11 protein-coding genes are annotated in these 12,497 nt (G+C 70.8%); 7 read left to right on the forward strand and 4 right to left on the reverse strand.

Annotated features, from left to right (window positions below; all coding sequences use genetic code 11):
• Nucleotides 1-174 precede the first annotated feature (174 nt).
• The 4 genes from BCD48_RS13710 to BCD48_RS51235 all read left to right on the forward strand — a co-directional run bounded on the left by BCD48_RS13710 (nucleotide 175) and on the right by BCD48_RS51235 (nucleotide 4,527).
• Nucleotides 175-1,548: an ABC transporter substrate-binding protein gene (locus BCD48_RS13710; RefSeq protein ID WP_071048752.1), complete on the forward strand. Its 1,374-nt coding sequence runs from the start codon at nucleotides 175-177 to the stop codon at nucleotides 1,546-1,548.
• 203 nt (nucleotides 1,549-1,751) lie between these two features.
• Nucleotides 1,752-2,777, forward strand: a complete 1,026-nt coding sequence (locus tag BCD48_RS13715) for an LLM class flavin-dependent oxidoreductase (protein WP_116271511.1) — start codon at nucleotides 1,752-1,754, stop codon at nucleotides 2,775-2,777.
• A gap of 93 nt (nucleotides 2,778-2,870) precedes the next feature.
• Nucleotides 2,871-3,248, forward strand: coding sequence for a nuclear transport factor 2 family protein (locus BCD48_RS13720; protein ID WP_071048753.1), 378 nt, complete (start codon nucleotides 2,871-2,873; stop codon nucleotides 3,246-3,248).
• 457 nt (nucleotides 3,249-3,705) lie between these two features.
• On the forward strand, nucleotides 3,706-4,527 hold the full coding sequence (locus tag BCD48_RS51235; RefSeq protein ID WP_071048754.1) for a hypothetical protein: 822 nt from the start codon (nucleotides 3,706-3,708) through the stop codon (nucleotides 4,525-4,527).
• A 651-nt stretch (nucleotides 4,528-5,178) separates the two neighbouring features.
• Here BCD48_RS51235 and BCD48_RS13735 read toward each other — a convergent pair.
• Nucleotides 5,179-5,952: an NB-ARC domain-containing protein gene (locus BCD48_RS13735; RefSeq protein ID WP_071048756.1), complete on the reverse strand. Its 774-nt coding sequence runs from the start codon at nucleotides 5,950-5,952 to the stop codon at nucleotides 5,179-5,181.
• A gap of 41 nt (nucleotides 5,953-5,993) precedes the next feature.
• Nucleotides 5,994-6,599 (reverse strand): effector-associated domain EAD1-containing protein, encoded by a 606-nt coding sequence (locus BCD48_RS56585; RefSeq protein ID WP_397428756.1) that lies wholly within the window; start codon nucleotides 6,597-6,599, stop codon nucleotides 5,994-5,996.
• Here BCD48_RS56585 and BCD48_RS13740 point away from each other — a divergent pair.
• From BCD48_RS13740 to BCD48_RS13750, 3 genes are all read left to right on the forward strand, one after another.
• Nucleotides 6,598-7,395 (forward strand): NYN domain-containing protein, encoded by a 798-nt coding sequence (locus BCD48_RS13740; RefSeq protein ID WP_071048757.1) that lies wholly within the window; start codon nucleotides 6,598-6,600, stop codon nucleotides 7,393-7,395. The genes BCD48_RS56585 and BCD48_RS13740 overlap by 2 nt on opposite strands.
• 253 nt (nucleotides 7,396-7,648) lie before the next feature.
• Complete coding sequence (locus BCD48_RS13745) at nucleotides 7,649-9,013, forward strand: tetratricopeptide repeat protein (RefSeq protein WP_071048758.1); 1,365 nt, start codon at nucleotides 7,649-7,651, stop codon at nucleotides 9,011-9,013.
• 297 nt (nucleotides 9,014-9,310) lie between these two features.
• Nucleotides 9,311-10,156 (forward strand): SAM-dependent methyltransferase, encoded by an 846-nt coding sequence (locus BCD48_RS13750; RefSeq protein ID WP_071048759.1) that lies wholly within the window; start codon nucleotides 9,311-9,313, stop codon nucleotides 10,154-10,156.
• A gap of 9 nt (nucleotides 10,157-10,165) precedes the next feature.
• On the opposite strand, the gene BCD48_RS13755 is transcribed toward BCD48_RS13750, so the two are convergent.
• Nucleotides 10,166-10,708, reverse strand: coding sequence for a hypothetical protein (locus tag BCD48_RS13755; RefSeq protein ID WP_241841708.1), 543 nt, complete (start codon nucleotides 10,706-10,708; stop codon nucleotides 10,166-10,168).
• 150 nt (nucleotides 10,709-10,858) lie between these two features.
• Complete coding sequence (locus tag BCD48_RS13760; protein ID WP_071048760.1) at nucleotides 10,859-12,211, reverse strand: NsdA family TPR-like regulatory protein; 1,353 nt, start codon at nucleotides 12,209-12,211, stop codon at nucleotides 10,859-10,861.
• Between the last annotated feature and the right edge of the window lie 286 nt (nucleotides 12,212-12,497).

Raw genomic sequence — 12,497 nt, forward strand, 5'->3', positions numbered from 1 at the left:
TATATATAAATCTATGGGCGACAGAGACGCTCCGCCGGTCGGTGGGTCCGGACGGATCCGGGCCGACGTGACCACCACCGCCGGCGGGCCTGAGCCGTCTCCGCCGAGCGGTCTGGCGATTCATCCAGCCGCGGCGGGCCTGGCGGCCCGCCGCGTTTATCGCGAAGGACTCTGATGAGACTGCCCGCACGATTAACGACCCGCCTCGTCGCGGCACTGGCCGCCTCGGCCGCGGTCATGGCGGGGATGGCCGCCTGTTCGGACGACAAGGCCGACACGACCACCAGCGCTCCGACGGTCGGCGTCGCCGACGTGAAGGCCGGGCCGCCCTCCGGGTGGAGCGACGGCGGCTACAAGCCGGACCTGTCCACGCTGAAGTGCGGCCAGACGGCCGCCGACCCCACCCGGGGAATCACCGACACGGAGATCACCATCGGTGGCCTGGCCTATCTGACGAGTCCGTCCGGTGCCTCGATGACCGGCACGGAGGCGGGCGCCCAGGCACGGTTCGCCCGTGCCAACGCCGAGGGCGGCATCAACGGACGTAAGATCAACTATGTTGGCACCCTCGACGATGGCAACGACCCGGCCCGCAACAGCTCGCAGGCCAAGGTGCTCGTCGAGCAGAAGAAAATCTTCGCCGCCGTGCCGGTGATGACCAGCGGCGCCAGCTACCTGGACACGTTCTGCGCGCAGACCGTCCCGTTCTTCGGCTGGGGGTTCAACTCCGGCTTCTGCAACACCTCGATCGGGTTCGGCATCACCGGATGCCTGCTGCCCGGCAAGGACCTCAAGGCCACCGCGACCACCTACGGCGTCATGCTCAACGCCCTCTTCGGCGGCAACGCGACCGGGAAGACAGTCGCCCTCGTGGGCAACGACGACGACACCGCACGCACGGGGCTGGCGTCCATCGCCCGGCAGATCAAGTCGGTCGGCCTCGACGTCGTGTACCAGGAGACGCCGATTCCCGACTCCGGCCTGAGCGACGCCACCCCGATCGTCAGCGGGATCATGACGGCGAACAAGGGCGCGCCGCCGGACGTGGTGCTCTACGGCACGGACTTCACCGCGACCACCAAGCTGACCGAGGCGCTGGATGCCGCCGGGTACAAGGGCAAGCACCTCAACACCGTCGGCTATGACCCTCGGCTGGCCGCCGCCAAGCTGCCCGGTCTGGAAGGGGCCTACACGTCCCTGCAGTGGCAGCCGGGCTCGGACGTCTCCGTGCCGGCGATCAAGCAGATGGCCGACGACATCAACAAGTACGCCCCGGGCACTGCGATCAGCCTGCCGACGATCGCCGGGTACTGGTCCGCCGACATGTTCGTCGCCGCGGCGACCAAGGCCGGCAAGGACCTGAACCTCAACACCCTGCTCAAGCTCATGAACGGCAACTTCTCCTACTACGTCGACAACGCGGTGGCCGAGTCCCGCTGGCCGCTCAACCACTTCCTCTCGACGCCGTGCACCTCCGTCGTCCAGCTGAACGGCGACAAGTACGACGTCACCAGCGCCCTGTCCTGCGGGGCCTACACGGCCGGCTGACAGCCTGTGATCCGTGCACAGGCGCCGTGCGCGTGCCGGGCGCGGGGCCGCCGCGCGGATCACATGGTGAACATGTCTGAGGGGCGCCGCCAGGCGGGCGGCGCCCCTGAGCACGGCGGCGCCGGACCGGTCATGGGCCTCAGATGTCAGGCCTCGCGAACCGGCGACCGCCGTCGGCGCCCAGCCGGAGGCGGAGTCTGGTGATGACTGACGAACGGGACGCCGGGCGAGGCCCCGACGCGAGCGAGCGACCGGCGGCGGAGGGCCTGAAGGTCGGGCTGTTCGTGGACGCGCGGAACCCCCAGCCGTGGCGGCGCCCCTGGCGGGAGCACTACCCCAGGCTGCTCGACCTGGCCGCCGAGGCCGACCGGCTCGGCGCGGACTGCATCTGGCTCACCGAACACCACGGGTTCGACGACGGGTACCTTCCGCAGCCCCTCGTGCTGGCGGCGGCCGCGGCGAGCCGCACGGCGCGGGCGAGGATCGGCACGGCCGTGCTGCTGGCGCCGATCCGCGACCCGGTTCACCTGGCGGAGGAGGCGGCACTCGTCGACCTCGTGTCGGGTGGCCGGCTGGAGCTCGGCCTTGGAGCGGGGTACGTGCCGGGCGAGTTCGAGCTGTTCGGCGTCGACATGGCGGCGCGGTTCGCCACCCTCGACGCGGTGTTCACCCGGGTGCGCGCCCTGCTGACCGACGGTGGCGTCACCCCGGCGCCTCTGCAGCGTCCGGTGCCGATGTGGCTGGGCTACGGCGGGCCGGTGGGTGCGCGCAGGGCCGGGCGGATGGGCGCGTCGCTGCTCACCATCGGCCGGCGGGCGGCGGCCGCGTATCTCGAGGGCCTGGCCGAGGGCGGGCACGACCTCGCGTCGGCCCGGTTGGCCGGCGACGTGGACATCGTGGTGGCCGACGACCCGGAAGCCGCCTACGAACGGATCAGGCCGCACTACCTGTACCAGCTGAACTCCTACCGGCAGGCCGGTCGGCTGGGGCCACCGCATTCCGAGGCGGAGCTCGGCGACCGGCTCGGGCATGGCCGCGCCCGCGTTCAGCTGAACCTGCTCGTGCTGTCGCCCGACGAGGCCGTGACCGAGGTGCGCCGCCGGGTCGCGGGCCTGCCGGTGGCGCACGTCTACACCTGGGCGACGGTCGCCCAGATGCCCGAGGACCTGGCCGCCCGTCACCTCGAACTGTGGCTCGGACCGGTACGGGACGCCCTGTCGGCGCCCTGACCGCCCGGCCACGCGCACGTCGACCCAAGCGACACCAACGACACGCATGACACCAACGACCCGCACGACTTGCATGACCAAGGAGGCGCAGCTATGGACTTGGCCGACCGCCTGGCGCTCGGCGAGCTTCCGGCCCGCTACGGCGACCTGATCGACGACCGCAACTGGCGGGATCTCGACCAGATCTTTCTACCGGACGCCACGTTCGACATACCCGGTCAGGTCCTCGACGGGCTGGCCGAGATCCGGACGTTCATGACCCAGGCCCGCCACCCGCGGACCCACATCATGACCAACATCTATGTCGACGAGACGCCGGACGGCGTCATCCTCCGGTTCCGCCTCGTGGGCATGCGGCCCGACGGCCGGATCAGCACCGGCCGGTACCGCGACGTCGTGGTGAAGCGCCCGGAGGGCTGGCGGGTGGTAAGCCGGGTCTTCACCGCGACTCCGTACGAGGATCCAGCGTAAAGAACGTTCACCCGACCGTAGTCGTGAAAGATCGCCGGTTCTGTACCCGGATCCGAGTTCTGACCCCCTGCCAGGTTCGGATTCGGGTACACATCCGCCGATCAAGCTCATGGCGCGGTGGCACGGCCGGGCCAACGTTGGCTGACGCAGGACACTAGCTGGGAACGGGTCGATCACGACTCACCACTTCCGCCCGGCGAAGGCTGTGAGACGCGACACTCGGGCCGCGAGGGCCGTCGATGGGCCGCCGGAGGCCGACCAGCGCCTGTGAGCTGGACATCTGTCGCGAGACCCATAGCCCTGTGCACGGGTGTTCAGCGCGTACCGTACCGAAACAGGCAGCGAGAAAACACACACCGAACTACACTGATGGCGCGACGGAGAATGCGACGTGTAGCCCCGGTCAGCCACGTTCCCGCGCGCCGGAAGAGCAGACCGACAGGCTGGAGTCGATGCCGTGAGAAGGCACTGGTCCTGGCTTATTCCTCTTCTCGTCGCGGTCACGTCCCTCACGACACTGATCTTGCTTCCGGTCGATGGCCGCGGCGCACTGTACGTGTTGCTCGTGGTGGTCAGCTGGGTCCTTTTCGCCGTCTTCCTGACCGCAATGGTGATCACCGTCGTGAACGCGGTGCGCCTGCGACGGAGCCGTCGCCGCCGGGCCCGCGCGGAGATCGCCGCGCGGGAGACGCGGAAACAGGCTGAGACCGTCGAGGCATGGCGTGAGGCATGTGACCTGCTTGTCGCGCTCGCTCGGGGGACTCTGCTGCCAGCGCTAACCGTATGGGGTCCTGTCCTGAACCCCGGTGAACAGGCGTTCCTCGACACGGTGGTTTATGGTTCACGGTACTACGGCGGAGACGGCGCCTACGTGCACGTCAACTCCGTGTTCGTGGGGCCGGCGCCGTTCATGGTATTCGGGATGGCCGCCACGGCGATGGGGAACAGCGCCCGTCGAAACGCGGCCGCAGCGGATGTGGTTCGCCGCTGGCGCGACCCGCGGCAGCTGCGCATCATCGTCACCAACTACGGGTTCCTCTGCTTCGCGGAGGATCGATGGCACTCCTTCGCGTTCCGTCTGGTCTCCGGTTTCTATCCCGAGCCGCTGAACTGGTCGGTCGTGTTCACCTTCAGCGACGGGATACCGCCGTTGCGCCTTGACGGCGAGGGCGCACCCGCTGTCGCGGTCCTCTCCGCCTGGGCGATGGGGGGGCAAGCCTGGCTTCGGGACCATCCGGCGCTGGAACCGCTTCGCCCGGTACGCCACAGCGCCCACTGACCGGTCGCTCACGCTCCCGCGCGGAAGACGGCCCGTCGAGGTCAGGTGGCCGGGCTTGGCGCGCCCGGTTATTCGGCGTGGGCTGGCGTGGGCCGGACGTATCGCTCGGCGAGGAGCTGCCGGTTTCCCTCGCCCTTCGAGGTGTGCGGGATCCGGTCGACCAGGTGGATTCGCTTCGGCACGGCGAATGCGCCCCTTGCCGAGGACCACCAGCGGCCGCTTCGCCTCGGTGAGCAGCGCCAGCGCACGTCGGACCGACCCCGGCGCCGGCGGCCGGCTGGGCGCCGGGCCCGCCACGGTGAACACCGACTCCCGCGCCGCCTCCGGCGACATCGTCTCTCCGAGAACCCGCGCGGGAAGGCCGAGGTAGACCCCTCCCGGGCGTCCGGACACCGCTGCCCGAACGGCCCTGGCCACCCCGAGCCCGACCTTTCCACGGCGTCAACCCGAAACGCCGCCTTCGTATGGGGCCGCGCGGCGGAGAGCTGGTCGAGTTCCTCGTAGTCACCCTGCCGCAGATCGACGATGGCGCGATCGCTCGAACCGCTGATCTGGACGACTGGGAAACAGTTGGTGGTCGCGTTCGCGCGGCTCGCCGGCCCCCCAGGGACCTTTCGCGTGGCGGCCGAGGATCAGCGGCCGAAGCCGCCGTCAAGGCCACCAGCGTCGCACGCGGAGCAGTGCGGAGATGAGCCACCGCGACAGCCCATCCGCCTTTCCGGTCGCGGATGGCGGCCGCCATTGCCTCGGCGAGGGCAGGTTGGAGCTGGGTGGCCGGAAGATGCGGCGCCAGCGCGGCCAGGACCCGTGCCCGGGTGACTGGCCAGTCGACGAGCGAGTCCCGAGGCGGACCATCGAGCCCGCCAGCGCGAGGGCCTGGATCAGCCCGCCGCAGCGCCGGACGATCTCACCGGCGACCGGCGGGAGTTCGTCGACCGCGCGGCCGGCATGCGCCGCCAAGACCCTTCGGGAGAGGTTCTCGTCTGCCATCGCCAGCTCGTGGCCACCGGCGTCGGCGTACCACGCCTGCCGCGTGCGGGATGTGACCAGGATCCGCACCCCGGCCGGCGGCTGGAAGGCATTCACGACGGCGATGTCCCAGACGTCGTCGAGAACGATCAGGCAGCGGGCACCGACCAGCATCCGCCGCAGCCGGCGCACCCCCTCGGCGGCGTCGACGACCCGGGCGACGTCGCCGAACGCGGTCAGCACCCGGCCGAGGAGCCCGGCGAGGCCCGGGATACGTCCGACCCGTTCCCACACGATCCCGTCCGTGAACAGCTCCCGCACCGCGGGGTCGTGCACGACGGCGGTCGCGATCGTCGACTTGCCAGTTCCGCCCATCCCCCACACCTCGACCGCCTGACCGGCCTCCAGCTCGGCCAGCAGCTCGCGCAGCGCGCCGACGTTGGCGCCGCGAGCCACATAGCGGGGTGGCAGGGACGGCAGCAGGTCCTACGCCGGCTTCATACGGCCACGCGCCAGCCCGGCGCCGGCCCCACCCGCGAACACAGCGTTGGCGGGGAACAATCGCGCCGCCTCCGCGAACAGTGTCTCCGAAGGCCCGCTCGCACACCCTGGGTGATCAGAGCGGAGACCTCGGACCAGAAGGCGTATGCGTCGGGTACCTGCCAGGACGGGTGCCGACCAGCGCCGAGCCCCGCCGCCACCAGCAGCCGCCGCGCCGCCCCGGGATCCGCGAACACGTCCGCGAACTCCCCGATCTCCGCCGGCGAGAGGGCACCCACCGGCGGCCCACCCCCGCCCCGACACCGCCACACGCTCTGGCCGGCCGTCCTCACGAACATCATCCCACCCGGCATGGGTTCCCCGACACGCCGCGTTGCCCATACCGGGACACCCCGGCGAGACACCCCGGCAGCGCAGCCCGCGGCAGTCCGGCAAAACCGATCTTGGAGCGTCGCATGCGCGCCCGCGGGCCCGGGGCGCGGACGCGAGTACGGGCGACGGCCGGGGCGGCAACGCACCGCCGAGAAGGCGGCCTCCCCTTGGGGGATGATCTGGTCGGGCCATCCGAGCCTGGAGCGGTATCGATGATTGAGGGTGAGCATGGCCGGCGAGAACACAACCAGGCTCGCGGTACTGATCGACGCGGACAACGCGTCGCCCGCGAGCGTCGAGGGGCTGCTGGCCGAGGTCGCCAAGTACGGCACCGCGCACGTCAAACGCGCCTTCGGGGACTGGACCGGAACCAGCCTGAGGGGATGGAAGGACCAGCTGCTGGCCCAGTCGATCCAGCCCATCCAGCAGTTCGCCTACACCAGCGGCAAGAACGCGACCGACGCGGCGATGGTCATCGACGCGATGGACCTGCTGTACTCCGGCCGCTTCGACGGGTTCTGCATCGTCTCCAGCGACAGCGACTTCACCCGGCTCGCCCAGCGCGTGCGGGAGTCCGGCCTGACCGTGTACGGCTTCGGCGAGCGCAAGACCCCGAAATCCTTCGTCGCCGCCTGCGACAAGTTCATCTACGTCGAGAACCTCACCACCGAGGCCGAGCCCATCACCGCGGCCGGCACGGCACCCAGGCTGGCGACCCGCCCACCCGCGTTGCAGCTCAAGGCGGACGCCGGCCTGGTCAACCTCCTGCGCAATTCGATAGACGCGGCCTCCGACGACGACGGTTGGGCGACACTGGCATCGGTTGGCAACATCATCACCAAGCGGAAGCCGGACTTCGACTCCAGGAGCTACGGCTACACCAAGCTCAGCGACCTGCTGGCCGCGATCAGTCTCTTCGAGGTGAGCCGCCGCAGCCCGGGCGACGGAAAACCCGCGATAATCTACGTGCGCGACAAGCGAAACACCCAGGGCGACAAACCCAAGATCGGCGCATTGGGCGGGTAGGACGGCGCCGAACCGTCCCCAGCCCAGGCGGGCCGTAGTCGGCCGAGGCGCCCTGACGACCAACCCTTCAGGCCCATCCGGATCGAGAAGGTTCATGGTGTCGATCCCATCCCGGCCTGGGTTCTGTGTCCCGGGTCGAGCGGCGGATCGGCCTCGGCGGACCGGCTCCCGACCGACGGACCGAGCTGGTGCTGTCACGGATGTGGCTCCGCTCGGTAATGCCCGCTCGCCTGGAACCACGGATAATTGCGTCATGAGCGAGATCTGCACGGACCGCTGGGGCGTCCCGGTGCGGGCAGCCGACCCGGCCGCCGTCACGTTGCTGGACCAGGCGATCCAAGATCTCGTCTCGCTCGCCGGGGACCCGGTCGGCGGCGCCGAGGCCGCGATCGCCGCGGACGGCGAGCTGGCGCTCGCCCGGGTCTTTCGCGCCTACCTGTCGCTCTACGCGACGACCGCCGAGGGTGGTGCCCAGGCCAGCGAGCTCCTCAAGCCGCTGGAGGTCGCCACTGCCGGCCTGGCCGGGGCCCCCGCCGGGCTGGCAGCCCCGCGCGAGGCCCATCACCTGGCCGCCGCCAGGGCGTGGGCGGACGGCGACTGGCGGGCGGCCACCCGGGCGCTGGAGCGGGCCCTGCTAGCCAACCCCCGTGACCTGCTGGCGCTGAAGGTGGCGCAGGATCTCTACTTCTTCCTCGGCAACCGTCACGAGCTGCGCGACGTCGTGGCGCGGGTGCTCCCCTCCTGGCCGGAGGGCGACCCGGCCTCGGGGTTCGTCCAGGGGATGTACGCGTTCGGACTGGAGGAGAACGCGGACTACCGAGGTGCGGAGGAGGCGGCCCGCCGCGCCCTTGCCCGCGACCCGAAGGACGTGTGGGCCGTGCACGCGCTGGCCCACGTGTTCGAGATGGAGGGCGGCCTCGCGTCGGGCACGTCGTTCCTGACCTCGTCGGCCCCCGCCTGGCGGGACAGCTTTTTCGCGGTGCACAACTGGTGGCACCTCGGGCTGTACCTGCTGGAGCTGGGCCGGGCCGACGACGCGCTCGCGCTGTACGACGAACGGATCCGCGCGGCCAGGTCGACCGAGTGGCTCGACGTCGTCGACGCGGCGGCCCTGCTTTGGCGGCTGGCGCTGTACGGGACGGACGTGGACGCCCGCGCGGCCGCGCTCGCGGCGGACATCTCCGACCTGATGGGCGCGCCGGCATATATCTTCAACGACTGGCACGCTGTCATGACCTTCGGGCTGGCCGGCGATCATGCCCGCGCGGCCCAGGTCATCGCCGCCAACCGGAGCCTGACCGCCCCCACCAACAGAAGGGCGGCCGAACGGGCCGGGCTAACTCTTCTCACGGCCTTCTCGGCGTTCTCCGCCGGCGAGCCTGTGGCCGCGGTGGACCTGCTGATCGACATCCGCCCCGAGGCCAACGCGGTCGGCGGGAGCCACGCGCAGCGCGACATCATCGACCTGACCCTGATTGCCGCGGCGGCAAGGTCCGGGCAGGCCGGCCTCGCCCGCGCCCTGGTCACCGAGCGGGTCGCGCGGAAGCCGCCGGCCGAGCCCTCGGCCCGCGCCCTGCTTCTCGCCAACGGCGGCGACGAAGCCTGGCTCACCTGGTAGCCGGCAACGGGGAGCAGACCAGCCAGCCAGGAAAGCGCGGCGGCACGCGTCGACGAACGCCGAGTGATCAACGCCACAATGCTGGCGTGGTCGCCATAAGCCCTGGTCCCGGGACCAGGGGCCCGGAGCGGGCCCGGCCCCGGACCGCCTGTGCCGCACCTCGTCTGGCTAAGCTGCGGGTGCTTCTGGTCCTCCCGTAGACCGGTGGTGCGGACGACGCCCACGCGCGTGTACGGGGGCTGTATCCATGCGTACGCAGCATCCATGCGTACGCGGCGAGTATGTCGGAGGTCCTGCGTGACCGAGAGGCCCACACTCAGCTGGGACGGCGCGGTGGCCAAGGTCGACCCGGTTGAGCTGCGCACGGACGTTCCTCATTCGGCGCGCGTCTATGACTACTTCCTGGGCGGTAAGAACAACTATCCGGCCGACCGGGAGGCCGCCGAGCTCGTCCTGAAGTCGGGCCCCAACACGCGGATCTCCGCGCTGGCGAACCGGGCTTTCCTGCACCGCATCGCCCGCTACCTCGCCGGGACGGTCGGCGTTCGGCAGTTCCTCGACATCGGCACAGGCATCCCGACCTCCCCGAACCTGCACGAGATCGCGCAGGGAGTCACCGCGGATGCCCGAGTGGTCTACGCCGACCACGACCCGATCGTGCTGGCCCATGCCCGCGCCCTGCTCGTCGGGAAGCCCGAGGGCAGGACCGCGTACATCGACGCGGACCTGCGCGAGCCCGAGAAGATCCTCGGCTCGCCGACGTTGCTGGAGACGCTCGACCTCAGCGAGCCGGTCGCGCTCTCGGTCATCGCGATCCTGCACTTCATCCCGGACTCCGACGACCCGCTCGGCCTGATGCGCCGCTATCTCGACGCCCTCCCGTCGGGGAGCTTCCTGGCGATCACCCACGTCACCCCGGACTTCGCCCCGGAGGAGGCCAGGCAGGTCACGGAGATCTACCGGGCGCGGGGAATCCCCCTGCAGGCGCGTACCCGGGCCGAGGTCGGCCGTTTCTTCGACGGGCTGGAACTGGTCGAGCCGGGCGTCCAGGTCGTCCACCGTTGGCGGCCGGACGCCGGCACCGACCTCAGCGCCACCGACGCCCAGGTCAACCTCTACGGCGGCCTCGCGCGCAAGCGCTGACATCAGGCGTCACCGGGTCTCGGCTCGGCCAGATCCTTCGAGGCCCCCCGCCAACAGGACGGCCAGGTCGGCCCAGGACCCGGCCGGGATCGCCCATGAGGGCACCGGCCTGGTCCCGGCCTCTTCCCGGGCGTCGCCCAGGAACAGGTAGCGGTGCGGGACGGTCGTCATGTGGACCAGGACGTCGAGGCGGTCGTCGACGAAATGGGTGATGCCGAGGCGCGCACAGACCGGGGCCTTCTCAGGACGGCGGCGGACGAAGTGCAGGTTCGCCGGCGGGATTCCGGTGCGTTCGAAGAACTCGTGATGGGCCAGCCACGCGCGGGTGAGCGCGGCGATCTTCGGGCCGCATTTGGAGACGACGTGGACCCGGCCGGCAAAGGGGCCGGCGGTGAGTGCCGTGAGCGCATCGAACGCGCCGGCGACCGCCGGCGTCAGCATCGGCTGGGAGCCGAAGAACGAGGTGTCCTGGTCGTCGGCGGCCCGGCTCGTGAGCACCCCACCGACATCGACGCCGAGCATCGACGCCGACGCGGGCTCCGGATACGGCACCGGCTGGGAATCGGTGAGACCAGCGCGACCCGGGGCGGCTGGTACCCGTCCGCCACCATCGGCAACTACTGCTTCTGTCGAGATTTCCATCATTCTGGACACTCAGGATAGCCACCGCACTTCCTTCGCGACGGGCAAGGTCAGCCGGCCTCAGCCGGCGGTGATCTCGGCAAGGTGCCGCTCAAGATCGCGGGCGGCGGGGACGGACACGTGCCGGCGCAGGCGGCGGCGGACCTCGTCGGCGCGCCGCGCGTTGCGCCGCGACCGGATGACCGTCAGCAACGGGACGGCCTGTGCGGCCAGCGCGCAGCCGGCGTCGACGTCGCCCAGGTCGATCTGCACGCCCGCGCGGCGCAGCAGGTACGTCGCCCGGTCGCGGGCCTTCTCAGCCGGGTGGGCCGCCTGCGCCTGGCTGAGCCATCCGTCGGCCGACAGCAGGTGGCCGAGGTCGACGTAGCAGCAGCCGACCTGGGCCTGGAACTCGGCCTCGTCGAAGTAGTACGCCCAGGCCGGCTCCTGCGTCGTCGCCTGGTCGAACGCGGCCTCGGCGACGGCGAGCTCGCGCATGCACGAGACCTGGTCGCCCAGCGCCGCGTGTGCCCGGGCCTTGCGCATGTGCAGCATCGCGCCGACCCGGCCGGTGATGCTGCCAGCCGTGCGCACGGCCGCCTCCGCCAGCCTGATCGCCTCGACGGGCCGTGCGGAGTCGACGCACTGCAGCGACATGTTCTTCAGCACGTTCGCGCCGAGCGGGCGGTCACCGCCGACGTGCGCGGCGTGCAGCGCGGCCACCCAGTAGCGTTGCGCACTCGTCAGGTAACCGGCGTCAAAGGAGACCCAGCCGGCGAACCGGGCGAGCTCGGCGGCCACGATGTGCAGCTCGCGGCCGATCCGTTCGGTGTAGCGGCCGCGGGCGAGCAGCTCCGCTACCACGCCCAGCTCCGCGTCGACGAGCCGGCGTACGCTCGCGCCGCCGAGCCGGTCGTCCATCACCCGCAGGCTGGGAATGTTGTGCGCGATCTGGTGCACGATCTGCTCGTCGACGAGACCGCCGTCCAATGCGCCCGCCAGACGCGCCGGTTCCAGCTCCAGCCACTCGTCCGCGAGCGCGGCGACGCCGGAGCCGCTGATGGTCAGGAAGCCGCGACGGTCGGTCACCGCATCCTGGACGACGTCGGCCAGCGCGGTCAGGCTGCCGACCTGGGTCCAGGGGTAGTCAACGCGGACGTTGTCGCCGGTGGGCAGCCAGGACGGCCACGGATGGGACTCCAACCGCTCGGTGGGCACTCCCAGCTCCGTGGCCAGCGCCAGCTGGGACACCCGGTCGGGCACGACCCCGCGGTGCTCCCAGCGCCACACCTTCTGCCGCTCGGCGGCCATGTTCGCCTCGCCGAGGTCGCGGGCTCTCCTCGCGACGACCCGGGCGAGTTTCTGATAGGTCCAACCCCGCTGGGCACGGACGAACGTCAGCGGATGCGCGCATATCTGGACATTCTCTGCCATTGTCGGCGATCCTCTCGGGTTGCGGGCATGAACGCCCGGGAGACGACTGGGCCAGGGCGCTGGCAGGGCGCCCCCGCGACGATGGTCCGGCGCTGCAACGGGCAGCTCATGGGCCGCCCAGATCGGAAGTACTCGGCCAGTTGCACGGGTATAGGGACGGGATCTTTCTCGCCAGTCACCGAGCTATTCGGCGACCGCGGGACGGGCAACTCGATCTGCTGGTCACATCCGCTGGCCACGGCCGCGATTTCTCGTTGCCGCCACGCGTCGGGCCCGCCAGGTCTCA

It is taken from the genome of Pseudofrankia coriaricola, assembly GCF_001854805.1.
Classification (GTDB): Bacteria; Actinomycetota; Actinomycetes; order Frankiales; family Frankiaceae; genus Pseudofrankia.